The following is a 20,282-nucleotide window of genomic DNA, read 5'->3' on the forward strand; positions in this document are numbered from 1 at the left end:
GGGTCACCGCATGGCCGCACAGCAGCCTCAGGATTCCGCGCGGCTCCGGCTGGTCGGTTCGCACCCGGAGCGCCCCGGCCCGTCCGCGCCCGCCCAGCCGGCCCCGCCGGCCGACCGGGCACCCGCCCCGACACCCGGGCCGGCGCCCGTCCCGGCGCCCTCGCCCGGACGGCCCGCGCCGGCCGGCGGCTTCGCGGACACCCTGCACCTGGCCATCGAGGCCAGCGGCCTCAGCCTGGACCGGATCCGCGCGGCCCTCGCCCAACGCGGCGTCAGGGTCAGCGTCACGACGCTGAGTTACTGGCGGCGCGGCCGCAGCCAGCCCGAACGGGCCAGCTCGCTGCGCGCCGTCCACCTGCTGGAAGAGCTGCTCGGCCTGCCGCACAGCGCGCTCTCCGCGCTGCTCGGCCCGCCGCGCCCGCGCGGCCGCTGGGCCGCCGCCGCCAACACCTGCCACCTCGGGCTGGAGGACGTCTGGCCGGGGGAGCAGGAGCTCGCCTCGATCTTCGCCGAGCTGGACGCCCCGCCGGCCGGCGAGCTGGAGCGCCTGAGCATCCACGACTCCTACTACGTGGACGCCGAGCGGCGCGGCAACCTGCTGCGGATGCGCCAGGTGGTGCGCGCCACGGTCGGCGGCGTCGGCCGCTGCCTGGTCGTGCACAAGGCCGACGAGGAGGCCACCGGCTGCCCGGAGATCACCTCGGTCCGGCACGGCCGGCTCGGCCGGGTCCGCCGCCGCCCCGAGGAGGGGCTGACCGTCGCCGAGCTGATGCTGGACCGCCCGCTGGGGCTCGGCGACAGCACGGTCTTCGAGTACGAGGTGGAGATCCCGCCCGGCGGCCCGACCCTGGAGTACAGCCGCCGCTTCGCCACCCCGGTGCGCGAGTACGTGCTGCAGGTGCACTTCGACCCGGCGTCCGTCCCGGCGCACTGCGAGCGGTACGACCGCGAGCCGGGCGCCGACGTCGACCACCGCCGCGAGCAGCTGTGGATCGGCGCCTCCGCCAGCGCCCACGTCCTGGCCCCGGACCAGCAGCCGGGCCACATCGGCATCCGCTGGGAGTGGTCCTAGCCCCTCCGGCCCCACCCCGTCAGCCCCACCCCGTCAGCCCCGCCCGGCCCCGTGCCCGGCGGGGCTTCCTTCTGCCCCGGACACCTAACCCCTTCACGCACCCACACCGGTTGACGCCTCATCACCTAACCCCTACTCTCATTCATACCGGTTAGGCAGTCGCCGCCGGAGCCACCGCCCTCCAGGAGTGATCAGGCATGTCCGCCACCGTCACCAAGCTCCGCACCCTGCAGACCGGCCACGTCGGCCTGAACGTCACCGACCTGGCCCGCTCGATCGACTTCTACCGCGCCGTCCTCGGCCTCGACATCGCCCACGAGGGCACCGAGGCCGACCGCCGCTTCGCCCTCCTCGGCCGCGACGGCCGCCTGGTCGTCACGCTCTGGCAGCAGAGCGAGGGCACCTTCTCCACCGCCACCCCCGGCCTGCACCACCTCTCCTTCGAGGTCGAGAGCCTCGACGAGGTCCGCGCCACCGAGGCCCTGCTGCGCGAGCTGGGCGCCGAGTTCGCCTACGACGGCGTCGTCCCGCACGGCGAGGGCTCCGCCTCCGGCGGCATCTTCTTCACCGACCCGGACGGCATCCGGCTGGAGATCTACACCCGCACCGGCGTGGACGCGACGGGCGCCGCCGCCCCCACCGCCGACGCCCCGACCTGCGGCTTCTTCTAGACCGCGGCTGGACCACAGCCGGACCACGACATCCGTCGGCCATCGAGGTGAGCCACGGGGGAGCACACCATGACGACCGTCAGCACGCCCTACCACTCCGGTGAACGGGCCGCCCAGGCCCGGGCCGGCCTCACCGCGCGGGCCGACCACGCCGGACGCGCCATCCGCGCCACCATCCCGGCCGTCGCCGCCCGCTTCCTGGCCGAGCGGCGCACCCTGGTCCTCGGCGCCGCCGACCGGGACGGCCGGATCTGGGCCACCCAGCTGGCCGGCCCGGCCGGCTTCCTGCGGGCGCCGGACGAACGGACGATGGCCGTCGCCGCGCACCCGGCCGAGGCCGACCCGCTGGCCGAGGCGCTGACCCGCCCGGCCCGGGTCGGCACCATCGCGCTGGACGCGGCCGGCCGCCGCCGGATGCGGCTCAACGGCCACTCCCGGCCGGACGGGCGGGGCGGGCTGGCGGTCACCGCCGAGGAGGTGGTCTCCAACTGCCCGAAGTACATCCAGCGCCGCACCCCGCTGGACCGCCCGGAGGCCGGCCCGCCCCGCACCGTCGCCGCCGGCACCACGCTGACCACCGCGCAGCAGCTGACGGCCGTCACCGCGGACACCTTCTTCATCGCCACCACCGGCCCGGACGGCAGCGTCGACGCCTCGCACCGCGGCGGCCTGCCCGGCTTCCTCCAGGCCGTCGCCCCGGACCGGCTGCGCTGGCCGGAGTACCCGGGCAACAGCATGTTCCTGACCCTCGGCAACCTCGAGGTGGACCCGCGCGCCGGCCTGCTGCTGCCCGACTGGGAGACCGGCGGGGCGCTGCTGGTCACCGGCGAGGCCCGCACCGACTGGTCCGAGGAGGCCCGCAGCGCCGCCCCGGGCGCCGAGCGGATGGTCGAACTCGCCGTCACCGGCGTGGTCGAGCTCGCCGACGCCACCCCGCTGACCTGGACCGATCCCGAGTACTCGCCGGCCAACCCGCGCTGACCCCGCGCACAGCTCCGTACCGGCACTAACCGCTCCGCCGGTCCCGCGCCACGCCCGGGAGCCAACTGGTCGTCACCCCTCCGGCTCAATCCGCCGCGCCGCACCCCGCCCGCTTTGGGACTTTGGTCCCGGTGGCACGCGGAGCCGACCCGGGCAGGCCACTCCTGTCACGCCGTCAGGCCGTGACCAGGAAGGACCGCAGGAAAGAGGCGGAGCATGACCCTGACCGACCTGTCCCCGCTGCCGGAGTTCGACGAGATCGAGCCGGGCGAGGACTGCACGTGCGGCGGCTGCGGCGCCCGCCGCCTGGCCCGGCTGCACGCCGCCCCCGTCCACGAGGGCGGCCACGCGGCGGCCCGCAGCCTGCGCCGCCGGGCCGCCGTCCTGGTGGCCGCGGTGGGCACCGCGATAGCCGGCGGCACCGCGGCCGCCGGATCCGCCGCCGCGGCGCCCGCCCCCACCCCCGGCCCGGGCGGCAGCAGCACCGCCCAGCCCCCGGCGTCCCCGCAGGGCGAGGTCAGCGGCCTGTACGGCGAGGACCAGGAGGCCCGCGGCGCCGCCGTCCCGGTCACCCGCGCGCAGATCATCCAGCGCGCACAGAGCTGGGTCGACCAACGGGTGCCGTACAGCATGGGCCGCTACTGGTCGGACGGCTACCGCCAGGACTGCTCCGGCTTCGTCTCGATGGCCTGGGGCCTCGACAGCAGCCAGACCACCTGGACCCTGCCCGACTTCGCCGAGCGGATCGGGAAGAACGACCTCCAGCCCGGCGATGTGCTGATCTACAACAACCCGGCCAACCCGCAGGCCGGCTCGCACGTCACGCTCTTCGGCGGCTGGACGGACTCCTCCCGCACCCGCTACCTCGCCTACGAGCAGACCTCCCCCGGCACCAAGAAGCGCGACACCCCGTACGCGTACTGGAACAACTCCGCCGGCTACGTCCCGTACCGCTACACCGGCCTGTCCGGCGGCAGCAGCGACGGCGGAACCTCCGCGGACGCCTTCCCCGGCGCGGACAAGTTCGGCCCCGGCGCGAACAACGCCTACGTCACCAGGCTCGGCCGGATGCTGGTGCAGCGCGGCGGCGCCCGCTTCTACTCCGAGGGCCCCGGCCCGCGCTGGGGCGAGGCCGACCGCAGGGCGACCCAGGCCTTCCAGCTCGCCCAGGGCTGGCGCGGCGCCGAGGCGGACGGCATCCCCGGCAAGGACACCTGGGCCTACCTGGTCAACGGCAAGGGCCGCGACATCGACGCCGCCGGCGTCCCGTCGCCCCCGCCGCCCCCGCCCGGCACCGCCACCGGCACCCCCGCCTACCCCGGCCGGGAGGCCTTCGGGCCCGGGCAGGACAACGACTCCGTCCGGCAGCTCGGCGAGCAGCTGGTCCGCAAGGGCTACGGCGGCGCGTACGGCGTCGGCCCCGGCCCGCGGTGGAGCGAGAGCGACCGCCGCAACGTCCAGGCCTTCCAGCAGGCCCAGGGCTGGACGGATGCGGACGCCGACGGCTACCCGGGCCCGGAGACCTGGCGCCGGCTCTTCTCCTGACCGCCCCCGCTCCGCCTCAGCGCCCGTCCGGCCCCGCGCCGGGCGGGCGCCCCGCCATCCAGTGGAACAGCCCCATCCCGACGCTGGTCGCCAGGTTGAAGCTGGACACCCCGGGGCGCATCGGCACCGCGACCAGCTGGTCCGCCCGCGCCCGGAGCTCCGCCGAGACGCCGTGCCGCTCGGTGCCGAAGGCCAGCAGCGCGTCGTCCGGGAACGGCACCTCCCGGATGTCCGCGCCCTCCGGGTCCAGCACGTACAGCGGGCCGTCCGGCAGCTCCGGCAGGCTCAGCCGCTCGACGGCGGTGGCGAAGTGCAGGCCCGCGCTGCCGCGCAGCACGGTCGGGTGCCACGGGTCCAGCTCGCCGGTGGTCACCACCCCGGTCGCACCGAAGCCGGCCGCCAGCCGGATCACCGCCCCGACGTTGCCCAGGTTCCGCGGGTTCTCCAGCAGCACCACCGGCGCCCGCCGCGGCCGGCGCGCCAGCGCCTCCCGGTTCGCACCGGCGGACGGCCGCCGCACCTGCGCGATCACCCCGGTCGGATGCAGCCGCGGCACCAGCGAGCGCAGCACCGGCTCCGGCAGTTCCACCGCCAGCTCGTCCAGCGCCGGCCCGACGTCCGCCGCCAGCTCCTCGGCCAGCGCCGCCAGCGCCGCCCGGTCCGAGGTCAGCACCCGCCGCACGTCCCCGCCGAACCGCAGCGCGTGCTTCAGCGCGTGGAACCCGTCCAGCACCACCACCCCGGGCTCCCGCTCCGCCGCCCGCCAGGCCCGCTCCACCTCGTCGTCCATGGCAATCATGCTGTCACCCCGCCAGTGCCCTACTCACTGCGGCGTCCGGCGGCAGCGATCACCGACCCGCACCCACCCCGACTCACACCCCCTTCGCACTCCCCCGCAACGCCCGCTCCAGGTCCCGCAGCGCCTGCCCCAGCAGCCGCGTCCCCGCCCGCACCACGTCCCGCTCCACCCCCGGCGCCCCCGCCGCCAGCCGTTCCTCCAGCCGCGCCTGCGCGTCCCGCACCGCCCCGAACTCCACCGGCCGCCCGGTGAGCAGCGCCCCCGCCGCGAGCGCGGTGGCGAGCCGCAGCTCCTCCGCGTACTCCGCCGTCCCGGGCACCGGCTCCGCGTCCGCCGCCGGCAGGTGCGCCTCCAGCAGCACCGCGACCCGCCCGAGGTGTCCGACCGCGGCCCGGGCCCGGTCGACCTGGCGCCTGGTCACCCCGGCGAGCCCGGTCTCGTGCCGCCCGGGTTCGGCGTCGGCCCGCTGGATCGCCTGGAGCAGTTCGGAGCGCGCCTCCCGCGAGTCGAGCAGCGCGGACCGCACGCTCCGCCCGCGCGGCCGGTCCGGCGTCTCGTAGCAGGCGACGACGGCGGCCGCGTACCGCCCGGCGGCGGCCAGCCACTCGGCGAGCCGTTCGCCGAGCCGGGCGGTCTGCCAGGTGGGGAACAGCGCGTACGTCAGCAGGGCCACGGTTCCGCCGAGCAGCGTCAGCCCGACCCGTTCGAAGGCGGTGACCAGCGGGTCCCCGGCCTGCAGCCCGAGCAGGAACACCACGTACGAGGAGATCCCGACGGTCATCAGCGCGTACCCGGTCTTCAGCGTCAGGTACGCCGCGCCGATGCACAGCACCGCGAGCGCGGCGAGCACCCAGTGCCCGGGGTGGGCGAGCTGCACGACCAGCGTCGAGACGGCGACGCCGACGACCGTCCCGGCGAGCCGGGCGACGCCGCGGCTGTAGGTCTGCGCGAAGTCGGGCCGCATCACCATGGCGGCGGTGAGCGGCGCCCAGTAGCCGTGGTGGAAGCCGGCCAGCCGGGCGAGCAGGTAGGCGACGGTGACGACCCCGGCGAGCCGGACGGCGTGCTGGAAGATCGCCGAGCGCGGCCGGAGCTGGCGCCGGACGGCCCGCAGCGCGACGGGCAGCATCCGGGAGAGCGGGGGCTTGTGCAGGGCCCCGCCGGCGCCGACCACCGGGGTGGTGATGGTGTCCTCGTCGCCGCGGTCGAGCGCGTCCGCGGCCTTGCGCAGCAGTCCGCCGAGCCGCCGCGCGGAGTGCCGGGCGGCGCCCTGCAGCCGTGGCCCGTCCTCCGCGCCGACGACGGTGAGCGAGGGCGCGGAGCGGGGCAGCCGGAGCGGGTCGCCGGTGCGGACGGCCCGGGCGAGGGCGTCCATGACCTCGGCGGCGGCCGCCAGCACCTCCCGGGCCCGGTCGCGCCCGGGCCCTTCCTCGGGGGCGCCGACCTTGGGGTCGGCGAGCGCGGCGAGGGTGGGGCGGATGCGTTCGGCGATGCCGCGCAGGCCGCGCAGCTCGGGCGGCCGGTGGCGGTCCTGCCAGGGGGTGAGGGCGGCGGCGTGCCGGGCGGTCATGAACGGCGCCGGGTCCACGTGCGCGGTCGGATCCTGCCGCAACCGCCGCGCGTAGTCGGCGAGTTCGGCATAGGTGTCGGCGAGGGCGGACCGCTGGGCGGTCCAACTGCCGATCGGCCACAGGGTGATGACGACGGCCTGGGTGACGCCGCCGAGGGCGGCGACGAGTCCGTGGCCGAGCGCGGCCGCGGCGCTGACCGGGAGTTGGACGACGACCAGCATCACCGAGACGGTGTTGGCGGCGACCACCCCGGCGGTCGGCCCGATCGCCCAGGCCAGCCCGGCGCCGAAGGCCCACACCGCGAGCAGCGCCGGGAACAGCCCGTACACGCCGGCGGCCAGGTAGCCGAGGAAGGTGCTGGTGCCGAGCCCGAGTCCGGCCGCGACGGCGAGGCTGGCCCGGGGCCGGAAGCTGCGCTGGAAGGTGGCCGTCCCGGCGATGAAGGCGCCCATCGCGGCCGAGGTGGCGAGCGCGGGCCCGCCGAGCGCCAGCGTGGGGAAGAGCACCAGGGCGACGGCGACCGCGCCGCGCAGCGCCCGCTTGGGGTCGGTGAGCGCCCGGTCGAGGGTGAGCCCGGTCCGCGCGGTGTCACGAAGTGCGGCGAACCAGGACATAGCGACATCCTAGGTCGCGGCATCCCCCGCGGGACGCCACCGGCGCAGCCGGTCCGCCCGTGCGGCCAGCCAGAGCAGCACGCTGGTCGGCAGGAACACCGAGTCCGCCGCGATCATCGCGAGCGAGAACACCGGCAGCCCGAGCACCACCGCGATCCCCAGGTGCTCGGCCATCATCAGCGCCAGCAGCGCGTTCTTGACCCGCCGGTTGAGCAGCGTGAACGGGAAGGCGACCTGCAGGATCACCGTCCCGTACGAGATCAGGAACACCGGCAGCAGTGCCGAGCCGACCAGCCCGGACAGCCAGGGCCAGGGGGCGAAGTAGTCGAGGTGCAGCGGGTAGTACAGCGCGGTGCCGTCCTGCCAGCGCGAGCCCTGCACCTTGTACCAGCCGGCCGTGGCGTAGATCAGCACCACCTCGGCGGCGATCACCGCCATCGCGCAGTTGTGCACCATGTTCGCCAGCGCGTCGAGCACCGCCCGGATCTCGCCGTCCGGCCGCAGCCGCCCGAGCGCCCACCACAGCCCGGCCACCGCCCACAGCCCCCAGAACAGCGGCGACCACCCGACGTACGGGAAGCTCGTCGTCGTCCAGGTCAGCGCGTCACCGGCGGAGCCGCCGAACTGAGCGGCCGCCAGCAGCGCGCCGAGGACGGCCCACAGCACCACCCCGCCCCGGCCCGCCGGTCGCCGCGCGTCCAGCGACCAGACCTGCGCGCAGCGGGTGAAGACGAGGTAGACCGCCATCAGGTGGACGACGTTGTCGCCGCCGTCGCCGAGGAACACGTCGCGGTTCTGCAGCGACAGCACGGTGACCAGGAACAGCACCGCACTGGCCCTGGTCCGCCAGCCGAGCAGCACCGCCAGGGCGGCCAACACCGCCAGGTGGTAGACGAGTTCGAACCAGAGCCGGCCGCCGAACCAGGGCAGCACGGTGAACGCCCCGTTCTCGGCGAGCAGCCGTTCGGCCAGGGGCATCGACCAGGGGGAGAGGTCGCCGTACAGCACCCGGCGGTGCGGCCACTCGCGCAGCAGGTAGGCGAGCCAGACCAGCCCGAAGCCGATCCGCACCGCCGCGGCCTGGTGCGGGCCGAGGGCCCGACCGGTGAACGCCGCGAGCGCCTGCCAGACCGCCCGGCCCACCCGTTCCCGCACCCCCGGCGCGGGCGGCACCGGGGCCGACCGCGCGACGGCAGGCGCGGCGGCGGGCACGCCGACACCGGGTTCGGGGCCCTGGCGGGGGATGCCGTCCAGCAGCCGCGGCTGCTCCGCCACCCGACGCGCCGGTTCGCTCACCCGAGCCCCCGGTAGTCCTCGTCGGCCACCGGCCACCACGGCAGTTCCCGCACCTTCGGCGCGGGCGGCTCGGCCTCGCCGCTCCAGGCGGGCGGCGCGACGGTGGTCGCGGTCATCCGGAACTCGATCTCCAGCACCCGTTCGCCGTCCACCTCGCGGCCGATCCGCTGCAGCGCGATCCGCTTGAGGTACTGCTCGGCGAGTTTGCCGCGGGTGCCGGTCGGCCGTTCGTCCTGCGGGTCGTGCGAGCCGTCGTAGAAGTCCCACGCGCGGCGCAGCAGGTTCTGGTCGACGTGGCTGGGCGCCGGGTTGCCCCGGATCGCGGCGATGTCCTGCGCGGTCAGCCCGGTCCAGTCGCGGGTGCGGGTGGTGCCGCCGTCCGCGACGGTGCGCACCCGGGCGTCCACGGTGATGTTCTGCTGCAGCGGGTTGGGCGCGAACAGCTTCCAGTTCTGCTCGAACTCGGGGTAGACCACGCCGTCGATCTGGTCGCGGTACTGCCGGGACAGCGTGTTGGCGGGCGCGACGTGCAGGAACACGGCGGCGAGGAAGAGCCCGGTGCCGGCCGTCAGCATGGCGGCGGCCAGGCCCAGCACCAGCTGCGCGGGCGCCGACCAGACCCGGTCCCGGGCCGGGTGGTCCCCCTCCGGGTGGTCCCCCGCCGGGTGGTCCGCAGTCGGGCGGTCCCCCGCCGGGTGGTCCGCAGTCGGGCGGTCCCCCGCCGGCCGCGCCGTCGCCGCCCGGTCCGTCGTCTCCGTCATGCCCTCCCCCGGCCGACCGCTACAGGACGAAGGCCGGCTGCCCGGTGCTGCTCACCATCGGACGGCCCGCGCCCTCCCAGGCGTACATCCCGCCGTCGACGTTCACGGCCTCCCGGCCCTGCTGCACCAGGTACTGGACGACCTGGGCGGAGCGGCCGCCGACCCGGCACAGCACGTACAGCTTCTCGTCCGGCAGCTCGCCGATCCGGGCGACGACCTGGCCGATCGGGATGTGCAGCGCGCCCTCGACGTGGCCGGCGTCCCACTCGTCCTGCTCGCGCACGTCCAGCAGGGCGGCGTCGGCGGGCACGGCGGCGGCGTCAGTGGCGGGGATCTGCGCGAACATCGTCTGGTTCTCCTGGGTCTCGGTCGACTCGGTGCCATTGTCGCCCACCGCGCCCGCCCGGCCGGACGGGTCGCCGGACGGCCCCAGCAGCCGCTCCAGCTCGGCCTGCCGCTCGGCCGCCTTGGCCAGCAGCTCCTCGGCGAGCTGTTCCAGCAGACCGTCCGGGTCCTGCGGGGCGAGGGCGAGCAGCTGGCCCATCGGGGTCTGCTCCAGCCGGACCTGCTCGGTGGCGGTCTCGGTGATCTTGGCGGTGAGCCAGTCCAGCCGGCGGCGCAGCCAGTCGAGCCGGTCGGGGGAGTCGACGGCGGGCGCGGCCTCGGGCGCGGTGGACCACTCGGCGGCCAGCCCGGCCAGCGCGGCGGCGTCGCCGTACGCGTAGGCCTCGTTGACCCGGGCCAGGAAGGCCGCCCGGCGCTGCTGCTCGCCGGGGTCGGTGGTCAGGTCGGGGTGGGCGCGGCGGACGAGGTCGCGGTAGATCCGCTGGGCGTCCTTGCCGGGGCGGACCCGGGCGGGCGCGGCGGGCGGCGGCGGTACGGCGTCCGCGTCCTGCCCGGACTTCTCCCGCACCTCCCGCACGGAGTCGAACAGCGCGTCCAGGTCCGGCAGTTCCTCGACCTGCCGACGCGCCTCGGCGGCCCGCCGCCGGTCCTCGGGCCGGCCGGTGCGGGCCGCGACGGCCTCGGCGACGAGCGCGTCCAGCTCGTCCAGCCGGGCGTAGAGCGGGCCGAGCAGCTGGTGGTGGATCAGCGCGAAGTTGTCGATCTCGACGCGCAGCGTCTGCACGTCGACGTCCATGGTCAGCCAGGCGAGTTCGGCGGCGGCGACCCGCTCCTCCAGCTCCGACTGCTCCGGATCCGTCCAGCGGGCGGGGCTCTGCGCGCTCACTCTTCGCCTCTGTCTCGTCCGGCCGGCTGCGTCCTGCCGGGCGCCCGCTCGGGCGGCCCGGCCTGCCACCCTACCCTCGCCCCCGGCAGCGCCGTCCGGGTGAACCCGGGGTGCGCACCGGCGCGCGCGGTACGACACGCAACCGATACTGATGAATCTCCCCGTTTCGGTGTCGAGCCCGGCCCGGTCCGTGCTTCGCTGGTATCCGCACAGCGTGCCTTCCTCCGGAGTGACGGGCCGCCTCCAGGCGTGGCGGCCAGGCGGGAGCAGACCGAATCCATGGTGGCCGAGTCCAACTCCACACCGCGTCCGGCGGGCGCCGAGACCGTGCCGGGTGACCACCCGACCGGCGTGGCCGCCCTGGTCCGGCTCGCCCTCGTCCTGGTCGACCGCGCCGGGCGGATCACCCAGTGGAGTCGGACCGCCGAGGAGCTGTTCGGGCACCGCGCCGAGGTCGTCCACGACCGCCCGGCCGCCGGCCTGCTGCCCGCCGCCGAGCCGGCCGCCGCCCCCGGGCACCCCGCCGGCCCGGCCGGCCGCCGCCGCGACGCCCTGGACACGCTGGCCGCACTGACCGCCCACGGCGGCCCCTGGGCCGGCCGGATCCCGGTCGTCGACCGCGAGGAGCACGTCCGCGACGTGTTCTGGTGGGCCTACCCGCTGGGCCACCCGGCGGGCGACCCGTCCGGCGGCCTGCTCGCCCTCGCCGCCGACGCCCGGCCGCTGCGCACGGCCGGCCCGCGGCTGGCGCTCGGTGAGCGGCTGCTGCCGTTCGCCGCGACCCCGTCCGCCCGGGGCGGCTTCCACCGGCTCACGGCCGTCCTCACCGCGCCCGGCGCCTCCCCGATGCCCGCGCAGTTCGCCCGGCTGCTGCCGCCCGCCCCCGCCGAGCGCCGGGTGCTGCTGCTCGACGTGCTGGACGCCGCCGGCCTGCCCGCCCTGCGGCTGGACGCCGCCACCGTGCTGCCGGTGCTGCCCGCCGAGGCCCAGGGCGGCACGGCGCACGCGGCCACCGCGATCGGCCGCCGCTACCCGACGCCGCAGCAGCGCGCCGCCCGGATCGGCCCGCCGGCCCCGCCCGAGCCCTCGGCCGGCCGCCGGCCGCCCGGCTCGCTGCCCGCCCAGCGCCCCGCCGCCGAACCGCACGCCGCGTCGCCCACGGCACCGCAGGCCGCACCGACCACCGCACCGACCGCACCGACCGCAGGTCCAGACACCCGAGGAGGAGCCGCCATCGAGCCGGCCGCCGCCACCCCGCCCGCCCCCGGCCACCCGGCCGTCCCCGCACCCGCGGCCCCGGCGGCCCCGTCCGTCCCGGCCGCCCCCGCGTGCCCGGAGAACCCGCCGGCCGGCCGGCTCGGCCCGTTCCTCACCAACGGGCAGGCCGGCGAGCAGCTGGCCCTGCTGAACGAGGTCGGCGGCAAGGTCGGCACCACCCTGGACCTCGGCTTCACCGCCCGCGAGCTGTGCCAGGTGCTCGTCCCCCGGGTCGCCGACTTCGCCTGCGTGGACCTGGTGGACGGGCTGATCTCGGACTCCGAGCTGCCGGTCGCCCGCCCGGACGACGACACGATGCTGCGCCGGGTCGCCCTGGTCTGCAACGAGACCGGCGGCGTCTGGGACCACGTGCTCGCCGAGGGCTCGCTGGTCAGCATGCCCCGGCGCACCCCGCCCGGGATGGCCCTGCAGCTGAACCAGCCGGTGCTGGTCCCGGCGGTCAGTGCGGACGTCGCGGTGGACTACGCGAGCGCGCTCGGCGACGCCCGGCTGGCCCCGGTGGTCTCCGGCCGCTCGATGCTGGTCGTCCCGCTGTCCGCCCGGGGCACCGTGCTGGGCATCCTCAAGCTGCTCCGGCTGCCGGACCGCGACCCGTTCGACGAGAGCGACGCCGCCACCCTCAAGGAGCTGGCCGTCCGGGCCGCGCTGTCGCTGGACAACGCCCGGCTGCACCGCGCCGAGGCCCGGGTCGCCACCACCCTGCAGCGCTCGATGATGCCGACCCGCCCGCCGCAGATCCCCGGCGTGCAGATCGCCCACCGCTACCTGCCCGGCGATCCGAAGGCCGAGGTCGGCGGCGACTGGTTCGACGCGATCCAGCTGCCGGGCAGCCGGGTCGCCCTGGTGGTCGGCGACGTGATGGGCCACGGCCTGCACTCGGCCGCCGCGATGGGCCGCTTCCGCACCGCCATGCAGACCCTGGCCGCCCTCGACCTCCCGCCCGGCCAGCTGCTGCGCCACCTGGACAACCTGGCCCACAAGCTCGGCGACGACCACCTCGCCACCTGCCTGTACGCGGTCTACGACCCGATCAACCGGACCTGCGAGCTGGCCAGCGCCGGCCACGTCCCGCCGGTGCTGGTGCACCCGGACGGCCGCGGCGAGCTGCTGGAGATCCCGGCCGGCGCGCCGATCGGCGTCGGCGGGGTGCCGTTCGTCGCCAAGACCATCGACGTCTCGGACGGCTCGATGCTGGTGCTGTGCACGGACGGCCTGGTCGAGGTCCGGGGCGGGGACATAGGAGCCGGCCTGGCGGCGCTGTGCGGGAACCTGATCGACCCCCGGCAGAGCCCCGAGCAGGCCTGCGACGTGGTGCTGAAGCGGCTGCACTCGGACGACCGGAAGGACGACGTCGCCCTGCTGGTGGCCCGCTTCGACGGGGTCGCCCCGTCCGAGGTGGCCACCTGGGACCTCGTCGTGGACCAGCGCGAGGTGCGCCGGGCCCGTTCGCTGGTCCGCGAGCAGCTGGCCGCCTGGCACCTGGAGGCGCTCAGCGACACCACCGAGCTGCTGGTCAGCGAGCTGGTCACGAACGCCGTCCGGGTGGCCCGGGACCGCGTCCAGCTCCAGCTGATCCGGGTGGACAAGCTGCTGGTCGAGGTCAGCGACGACAACCACAACCTGCCCTCGCTGGAGCCGGCCGAGCAGCTCGGCGAGACCGGCCGCGGCCTCACCCTGGTCACCAAGCTCGCCGAACGCTGGGGCACCGCCCGCAAGGCGGTGGGCAAGGTCGTCTGGTTCGAACTGCCCCTCCCGCACGCCTGACGGCCGGGTGCGGACAGCGTCCGGCACCCGGCCGACAGCGCAGCGACAGGCCCCCTCAGGGAATGACGGCCCCGGCCGGGCGGCGCGCCTCCGCGACCTCCCGGGAGGCGGCGGTGGCCACCGAGGTGGCGGCCCCGACCCCGGCCAGCACCCGGGGCCAGAAGTCCCCGAACACCTCCACCGAGACGGCGATCAGCAGCGCGGTGATCACCGCGACGACGTGCTCCAGGCCGGCCAGGTTCGGCAGCACGACGGCCTCGCCGACCATCAGCACCACCACCAGGCCGGCGGTGAACCAGGCCCGGCAGCGGAACGCGATGCAGATCGCCAGCGCCACCACCGCCGCGGACGGCCCGGTGTCCCGCACGTAGGCGACCCACTTCGGGAAGCCGAACACGTGGCCCGGCCCGACCGCCACCCCGACCCGGGCGAACAGCGTGCCCGCCAGGGTGCAGGCGTAGGCGACCACCAGGGTCATCCGCCGGCCGAGCACGATCTCCGCGATCGCGAAGACCACGAACACCTGGGCCAGCGCCCCCCAGACCGGCAGGTCCAGCGCCGGCACGTACAGCGACAACGGCGTCCGCAGCAGGGAGACCTCCAGCGGCAGGGCCGCCTTCACCACCCCGATGTGGTTCACGAAGCGCTCGCCGCCCGGCAGGTGCTGGACGATGCTGAACAGCAGGATCAGAAACGTCGCCGCGGTCGCCAGCGGCACGGCGGCGAACTTCTTGCGCACCACGCCGTCCCGGACCGCCACGAACAACGTTCCCCACTCGGCGACAGCGGCCGATCTGGCGTACGCCAGCGGCCCCTTTCGCACGCCCCCCGCGTGGGTCCTGTCCATCACAACCGTTTCTCTCGAAGTCCCCGAAATTTTTTCTCGGCTATCCCAACATTAGAAGGCCGTTAACAAATCCACATCGGCTCGGAAGGGGATCGGCGTCATCCTCTGGGGGGAGAGCCGCCTCCCGGCCGCACCCCCATCCGGCCGAGAACACCCCCTCCGGCCGGTTCCGGAGGCCCCCGCCCCCGGGCCCCCCTCCGCCCCCCGGCGGAGGGCTACCCCTTCCCGTCGCGTGCCGCCACCGGGACCCGGGGCGCCACCACGGCGGCCCCCGCGTGCCGGCGACGGAACAGGGCGGGCAGGCTCGGCGCGACGATGAAGCCCTCGGCCCGCGCGCTCGCGATGCCGATCCGCGGGATCTCGCTGCTCTTCTCGAACAGCAGGTAGCGCGGCTCCCAGATCGGCCGGTACTTGGCGTTCGCGCGGTACAGCGACTCGATCTGCCACCAGCGCGAGAAGAAGCCCAGGACGGAACGCCACAGCCGCAGCACCGGCCCGGCGCCGAGCTTCGAGCCGCGCTCGAAGACCGAACGGAACATCGCGAAGTTCAGCGACACCCGCTTCAGCCCCACCGCGTCGGCGCGCTGCAGCATCTCGATCACCATGAACTCCATCAGGCCGTTCTCGGTGTCCCGGGCCCGGCGCATCAGGTCCAGCGAGAGCCCGTCCGGGCCCCACGGAACGAAGCTCAGCAGCGCCTTCAGCTCGCCGTCCCCGTCGTGGCACTCCAGCATCACGCAGCGGCCGTCGCCCGGGTCGCCGAGCCGGCCCAGCGCCATCGAGAAGCCGCGCTCGGTCGCCCCGTCGCGCCACTCGTCGGCCTTCGCCACCAGCTGCTCCATCTCCGCCTCGGAGATGTCCTCGTGCCGGCGGATCCGCACCGTGTACCCGGCCCGCTTGACCCGGTTGTACGCCTGGCGGACCACCCGCATCGCCCGGCCGTCCAGCGAGAACTCGTCCAGCTCGACGATCGCCTCGTCACCCAGCTCCAGCGCGTCCAGCCCGTGCCGGGCGTAGATCACCCCGGCCTCCTCGGAGGCGCCCATCACGGCCGGCGCCCAGGCGTGCTCGCGGGCCTCCGCGAGCCAGGCGTCGATCGCGCCCGGCCAGGCCTCCGGGTCGCCGATCGGGTCGCCCGAGGCGAGCGACACCCCGCCGATCACCCGGTAGGTGACCGCGGCCTTGCCGCTGGGGGAGAAGATCACCGCCTTGTCCCGGCGCAGCGCGAAGTAGCCGAGCGAGTCCCGCTCGCCCTGCTTGTCCAGCAGCGCCCGCAGCTTCCCCTCGTCCTCGGCGGTCAGCAGCTCCTTGCCGCGCGGGCTGCGGAAGGCCACGTACAGCACCAGCAGGAAGAGCACCGCGCCCATCGCGTTGATCGCCGCGTCGACCCAGGTCGGCGCGGAGATCACCGAGCGCAGGTGCTGGGTCGGCGTGATGGTGATCATCCGGCCGACCGAGTACCGGAAGAGGTCCCAGAAGCCCGCGCCGGTCAGCGCGTTCGTCGACCAGACCAGCAGCGCGCCGACACCGCCGCCGAACGCCAGCCCGCCGACGAAGGTGGCCGCCGCGGTCTTCGGGTTGGAGCGGTCGCCCTTGGAGGTGAACTCCTTCCGCCCGACCCACAGCGCCAGCACGAACGCGCAGGTCAGCACCGTCGAGATGTAGTTGAGCGGGTGGTGGTTGAACCGCTCCCCGGGCACCACCATGGCGAGCACGTACAGCACCGCGAACAGGCTGCCGAGCGCCGCGTTGAAGATCCACGCGGCCCGCTTGCGGCGCCGCATCGCGACCGCGAGGAAGATCGACAGCACCGCGGCCGCCAGGCCGGAGGTCATCAGGTAGGGGGTGAAGTACTCACCCTCGTTGTGCTCGCTGACCTGGTTGCGCCACGGCACCAGCAGCACCGTCGAGATGTTCAGCAGCGCCAGCAGCCGGAGGTACCAGACGCAGGCCGAGGCGGCCCGCGGGCTCCAGCGGTCGAGTGCACCGGGGTGCCGGGGCTCCTGGGGCGGCGCGGACGGCTCCGACTTCACAGTGGACGACACAGCTCAATTCCAAACGATCAGGTGGTGGGGCGCATCCGCACACGGCCCGGCTCCGGGCGCCCGCACGGCCCGGTGGTCTGACCGGCCGCCCGCGCGGACCGCCCACGGGGAGCAGGCCGACGAAGAGGCAGCCAAATCCATGGTTCCGCACCGGACGTGAGAATTACGTGAACCGGGTAGCGGATTCCCACCCCCGCCGAACGGCGGGGGTGGGACCCCGCCACGCGTTCGGCACGCCCCCGCTCCTACCCCTACCCTCGGAACGACCCACGCGGACCGCCCCGGCCGGCCGCCCGAACCGAGGAGGCACCATCACCACCACCCGCGTGCTCATCGTCGACGACGAGATCCTGGTCCGCTCCGGCCTCGGCCTCATCGTGGGCTCCGCCCCCGACCTCGAAGTGGTCGGCGACTGCTCCGGCGGCCAGGCCGAGGAGCACGTCCAGCGGCTGCGCCCGCACGTGGTGCTGCTCGACATCCGGATGCCGGACCTCGACGGCATCTCGGTGCTGCGCCGGCTGCGCGCCCTGCCCGACCCGCCCGCGGTGGCGATGCTCACCACCTTCGACACCGACGAGTACATCGGCACCGCCCTGCGCGCCGGCGCCTCCGGCTTCCTGCTCAAGGACACCGCCCCCGAGCAGCTGGTGCACGCCGTCCGGGTGCTCGCGGCCGGCGGCAACATCCTCTCCCCGACCGTCACCCGCACCGTGATCGGCGGCTACGTGGACGGCGGCGGCCCGGACGCCGAGGCGACGGCGCTGGCCCGCACCCTCACCGGCCGGGAACTCGACGTGCTCGCCCTGCTCGGCGAGGGCCTGTCCAACGCCGAGATCGCCGACCGGCTCTTCCTCGGCACCGGGACGGTCAAGGACCACATCAGCGCGATCCTCGGCAAGCTGGGCGCCGCCAACCGGGTCCAGGCCGCCGTGGTCGCGCACCGGGCCGGACTGGTCCGGCCGAAGCCCAACGACGGGGCATGACGGCCGCATGACGGCCGCCGACCAGCTGCCCTCCCGCCGGCTGCCGGCCTGGTGCACCTCGACCTGGCTGATGCTGACGCTGCCCGTCCTCTACTCCCTGCTGGACGCCGCCCTGGTGGCCCGGGACGCCACCTGGTGGCAGCTCACGCTCTCCACCCTGGCCGCCGTCGCCCTGCTGTTCCGGCGCCGCTTCCCGGTCACCGTGCTGCTGCTCACCATGCCGGGCAGCTGGGTGGAGGACATCTGGCTGGCCCCGATCACCGCCGTCTACACGGTGGCCGCCGAGCGGCCCAACCCCCGGCTGGTCTTCCCCTGCGCCGCCCTCTTCACCCTGGTCGAGTACTTCCACTGGCCGCTGCCCGACCAGCTCTTCGACCTGAGCCGCGCCGCCGCACTGGACGCCATCCAGGCCGTCATGCTGGCCGCCGGCCCGGCTGCCACCGGCCTGCTCTCCCGCACCCGCCACGAGCTGGCCGCCCGCCTGGACGAGCTGACCCGCGGCCAGGAGCGGGAGAGCCGGCTGCTCGCCGAGCGGGTGCTGATCAGCGAGCGCGGCCGGCTCGCCCGCGAGATGCACGACGTGGTCTCGCACCAGGTCAGCCTGATCAGCATCCAGGCCGGCGCGCTGCAGGTCAGCACCGCCGACCCGGCCGCCGCCTCCACCGCCCGCACCATCCGCGAACTGTCCGTGCGCACCCTCGACGAGCTGCGCCAGATGGTCGGGGTGCTGCGCGGCACCGGCGGCCCGCTGCAGGACGCCCCGCTCGCCCCGCAGCCCCGGCTGGCCGACCTGCCCCGGCTGATCGAGCAGAGCGGGCTGGCCGCCGACGCCGAGCTGAACCCCGGCGACCGCCCGTGGCCGGAGGCCGTCGAGCGGGCCGCGTACCGGACCGTCCAGGAGGCGCTCACCAACATCACCAAGTACGCCCCCGACGCGGTGGTGCACGTGAAGGTCCGGGCGAAGGGCCGCCGGCTGCGGGTCGAGGTCCGCAACGAGGCACCCCCGGTGCACCCCGCCGAGACGCTGCCCGGCGGCGGCCACGGCCTGGTCGGCCTGCGCGAGCGCGCCCAGCTGCTGGGCGGCACCCTCACCGCCGGCCCGACCCAGGACGGCGGCTTCGAGGTCCGCGCCGAACTCCCGGCCACCCGCTCCTGAGCACCGGAGCACCGGAGCACGCCGCGAGGCGGAAACGGGGAACAAAAAAGCCCCGCAGATCCGTAGATCTGCGGGGCTTCGCTGTGCGCGAGGGGGGAGTTGAACCCCCACGCCCTTTCGGGCACTGGAACCTGAATCCAGCGCGTCTGCCTATTCCGCCACCCGCGCATGGGTGTTGTCTTCGTTGCCGACCGATCCGCGGATCCGCTCGGTACCGTAAGGCCTTCGCGTTTCCCCGGTCCGGCCTCCCTTCCGGGCGGCCCTTGCGACGTGGAAAACAGTAGCACGGCCCCGGGGCCGACTCCGAATCCGTATTCCGGCGGAACGGACCGCACCCGAACGGATGCACGACGAACGCGTGCGCGACGGGTGGGCGACCGCTCCGGCGGGCACACCTGGCGTGCCGGGCCGGACATGCGTCACCCTGTGTGTCCGAGCCCACCCCCGGGCACCACGCGGTCCGGGAACCGTACGGAAGGGCCCGGCGTGGATACGATCAGTACGGAAGTACCGCAAGTAGGCGCGACCGGATCCCCGGCGGGAGTCGGTCGGCAGGCAGGCGCACGGACCCTGGAAGGGGGTGCCCCATGGGGATGCTGAAGAAGTTCGAGCAGCGGCTGGAGGGTCTCGTCAACGGCACCTTCGCCAAGGTGTTCAAGTCCGAGGTCCAACCCGTGGAGATCGCCGGGGCGCTGCAGCGCGAGTGCGACAACAACGCGAGCATCTGGAACCGCGACCGCACCGTCGTGCCGAACGACTTCATCGTCGAGCTCAGCCCGCACGACCACGAGCGGCTCAGCCCGTACTCCGGGCAGCTCGGCACCGAGCTGGCCGGGATGGTCCGCGAGTACGCGGAGGCCCAGCGGTACTCCTTCATGGGCCCGCTCCAGGTGAACCTGGAGAAGGCGGACGACCTCGACACCGGGCTGTACCGGGTGCGCAGCCGCACCCTCGCCGCCGAGGAGCCCCAGCAGTACGCCCCGCCGCAGCCGGCGCAGCCCGGCTACGACCGCCCCCCGGCCGCCCCGGCCCCCGGCGCACCGTGGCAGCAGCAGGGCGCCGGCCAGTTCGGCACGCCCCCGCCGCCCGCCGCGCCCCCCGCCATGCCCCCGGCCCCGCCGACGCCGCCGGCGCCCGCGGGCGGCAACGTCCGGGCCTTCCCCGGCGCCGGCCACGGCACCTCCGTCCGCCGCTGGATCGAGGTGAACGGCGCCCGGCACCAGATCTCCGGCTCGGCCTGCGTGCTCGGCCGCTCGACCGAGGCGGACGTGCGGATCGACGACCCCGGGGTCTCCCGCAAGCACGCCGAGATCCGCCCCGGCACCCCTTCGATGGTGCTCGACCTGGGTTCCACCAACGGCATCGTGGTGGACGGACAGCACACCCAGCGCGCTACGCTCCGCGACGGCTCCCGCATCGTCGTGGGTTCCACCACCATCGTCTACCGGCAGGTCGAAGGGTAGTGTCCGAGTTGTTCGCGCGCCTCGCTCCCGGACTGACGGGGCGGCCATGTCAGAGCTGACCCTCACGGTCATGCGGCTGGGCTTCCTGGCCGTGCTGTGGCTGTTCGTGATCGTCGCGATCCAGGTGATCCGCAGCGACCTCTTCGGCACCAAGGTGAACCCCAGGCCCGCCCGCCGCGGCCGGGACGCCGGGACGCCCGCGCCC

General features: G+C 75.2%; 15 protein-coding genes, 1 tRNA gene and 1 pseudogene. 9 read left to right on the top strand and 8 right to left on the bottom strand.

Features of this window, described 5'->3' with window-relative positions:
- Positions 1–10: 10 nt before the first annotated feature.
- The 4 genes from VM95_RS43735 (at position 11) to VM95_RS15880 (ending at position 4,269) form a co-directional block, all read left to right on the top strand.
- Positions 11–1,072, top strand: coding sequence for a hypothetical protein (locus tag VM95_RS43735; protein ID WP_052707391.1), 1,062 nt, complete (start codon positions 11–13; stop codon positions 1,070–1,072).
- A gap of 197 nt (positions 1,073–1,269) precedes the next feature.
- A complete protein-coding gene (locus tag VM95_RS15870) occupies positions 1,270–1,743 on the top strand; it encodes a VOC family protein (RefSeq protein WP_045697026.1) in 474 nt (157 codons plus the stop codon).
- 69 nt (positions 1,744–1,812) lie between these two features.
- A complete protein-coding gene (locus tag VM95_RS15875; RefSeq protein WP_045697028.1) occupies positions 1,813–2,724 on the top strand; it encodes a pyridoxamine 5'-phosphate oxidase family protein in 912 nt (303 codons plus the stop codon).
- 216 nt (positions 2,725–2,940) lie between these two features.
- On the top strand, positions 2,941–4,269 hold the full coding sequence (locus VM95_RS15880) for a peptidoglycan-binding protein (RefSeq protein WP_045697030.1): 1,329 nt from the start codon (positions 2,941–2,943) through the stop codon (positions 4,267–4,269).
- A 16-nt stretch (positions 4,270–4,285) separates the two neighbouring features.
- Here the strand turns inward: VM95_RS15880 and VM95_RS15885 are convergent, their stop codons facing one another.
- From VM95_RS15885 to VM95_RS15905, 5 genes are all read right to left on the bottom strand, one after another.
- On the bottom strand, positions 4,286–5,059 hold the full coding sequence (locus tag VM95_RS15885; protein ID WP_045697032.1) for a TrmH family RNA methyltransferase: 774 nt from the start codon (positions 5,057–5,059) through the stop codon (positions 4,286–4,288).
- A gap of 82 nt (positions 5,060–5,141) precedes the next feature.
- Positions 5,142–7,253 carry an FUSC family protein gene (locus tag VM95_RS15890; protein WP_045697034.1) on the bottom strand — a complete coding sequence of 704 codons (2,112 nt, stop codon included), beginning with the start codon at positions 7,251–7,253 and terminating at the stop codon, positions 5,142–5,144.
- A gap of 9 nt (positions 7,254–7,262) precedes the next feature.
- A complete protein-coding gene (locus tag VM95_RS15895; RefSeq protein ID WP_052707392.1) occupies positions 7,263–8,528 on the bottom strand; it encodes an HTTM domain-containing protein in 1,266 nt (421 codons plus the stop codon).
- 17 nt (positions 8,529–8,545) lie between these two features.
- Positions 8,546–9,310 (bottom strand): DUF5819 family protein, encoded by a 765-nt coding sequence (locus tag VM95_RS42600; RefSeq protein ID WP_052707393.1) that lies wholly within the window; start codon positions 9,308–9,310, stop codon positions 8,546–8,548.
- 19 nt (positions 9,311–9,329) lie between these two features.
- A complete protein-coding gene (locus VM95_RS15905) occupies positions 9,330–10,541 on the bottom strand; it encodes a rhodanese-like domain-containing protein (RefSeq protein WP_063773508.1) in 1,212 nt (403 codons plus the stop codon).
- Between the two features lie 249 nt (positions 10,542–10,790).
- Between VM95_RS15905 and VM95_RS15910 the strand changes: the two genes are divergently transcribed.
- A complete protein-coding gene (locus VM95_RS15910; RefSeq protein ID WP_244178794.1) occupies positions 10,791–13,583 on the top strand; it encodes a SpoIIE family protein phosphatase in 2,793 nt (930 codons plus the stop codon).
- Positions 13,584–13,638: 55 nt separating this feature from the next.
- Here the strand turns inward: VM95_RS15910 and VM95_RS42605 are convergent, their stop codons facing one another.
- Positions 13,639–14,343, bottom strand: coding sequence for a hypothetical protein (locus VM95_RS42605; protein ID WP_157882116.1), 705 nt, complete (start codon positions 14,341–14,343; stop codon positions 13,639–13,641).
- Between the two features lie 302 nt (positions 14,344–14,645).
- Entirely contained in the window at positions 14,646–16,475 is a 1,830-nt protein-coding gene (locus VM95_RS15920) for a phosphatidylglycerol lysyltransferase domain-containing protein (protein WP_078859972.1), read from the bottom strand.
- Positions 16,476–16,801: 326 nt separating this feature from the next.
- Between VM95_RS15920 and VM95_RS15925 the strand changes: the two genes are divergently transcribed.
- Together VM95_RS15925 and VM95_RS15930 are read left to right on the top strand one after the other, a co-directional pair.
- Entirely contained in the window at positions 16,802–17,458 is a 657-nt protein-coding gene (locus VM95_RS15925) for a response regulator (protein ID WP_482259365.1), read from the top strand.
- 7 nt (positions 17,459–17,465) lie between these two features.
- Positions 17,466–18,614, top strand: coding sequence for a sensor histidine kinase (locus tag VM95_RS15930; protein ID WP_045697037.1), 1,149 nt, complete (start codon positions 17,466–17,468; stop codon positions 18,612–18,614).
- 84 nt (positions 18,615–18,698) lie between these two features.
- Here the strand turns inward: VM95_RS15930 and VM95_RS15935 are convergent.
- Positions 18,699–18,782 (bottom strand) — tRNA-Leu (locus VM95_RS15935).
- Between the two features lie 419 nt (positions 18,783–19,201).
- Between VM95_RS15935 and VM95_RS15940 the strand changes: the two genes are divergently transcribed.
- A complete protein-coding gene (locus tag VM95_RS15940) occupies positions 19,202–20,077 on the top strand; it encodes an FhaA domain-containing protein (RefSeq protein WP_045697039.1) in 876 nt (291 codons plus the stop codon).
- Positions 20,078–20,123: 46 nt separating this feature from the next.
- Positions 20,124–20,282, top strand: a pseudogene (locus VM95_RS39670) (FHA domain-containing protein); the annotation flags it as partial.

The sequence above is a fragment of the Streptomyces rubellomurinus genome, assembly GCF_000961885.1.
Classification (GTDB): Bacteria; Actinomycetota; Actinomycetes; order Streptomycetales; family Streptomycetaceae; genus Kitasatospora; species Kitasatospora rubellomurina.

Bases quoted from the DNA above. Each gene is read 5' to 3' on its own strand.
- VM95_RS15875 (WP_045697028.1), top strand. From the start codon at position 1,813: ATGACGACCGTCAGCACGCCCTACCACTCCGGTGAACGGGCCGCCCAG.
- VM95_RS15880 (WP_045697030.1), top strand. From the start codon at position 2,941: ATGACCCTGACCGACCTGTCCCCGCTGCCGGAGTTCGACGAGATCGAG.
- VM95_RS15930 (WP_045697037.1), top strand. From the start codon at position 17,466: ATGACGGCCGCCGACCAGCTGCCCTCCCGCCGGCTGCCGGCCTGGTGC.
- VM95_RS15870 (WP_045697026.1), top strand. From the start codon at position 1,270: ATGTCCGCCACCGTCACCAAGCTCCGCACCCTGCAGACCGGCCACGTC.
- VM95_RS15890 (WP_045697034.1), bottom strand. From the start codon at position 7,253: ATGTCCTGGTTCGCCGCACTTCGTGACACCGCGCGGACCGGGCTCACC.
- VM95_RS42600 (WP_052707393.1), bottom strand. From the start codon at position 9,310: ATGACGGAGACGACGGACCGGGCGGCGACGGCGCGGCCGGCGGGGGAC.
- VM95_RS15940 (WP_045697039.1), top strand. From the start codon at position 19,202: ATGGGGATGCTGAAGAAGTTCGAGCAGCGGCTGGAGGGTCTCGTCAAC.
- VM95_RS43735 (WP_052707391.1), top strand. From the start codon at position 11: ATGGCCGCACAGCAGCCTCAGGATTCCGCGCGGCTCCGGCTGGTCGGT.
- VM95_RS15885 (WP_045697032.1), bottom strand. From the start codon at position 5,059: ATGGACGACGAGGTGGAGCGGGCCTGGCGGGCGGCGGAGCGGGAGCCC.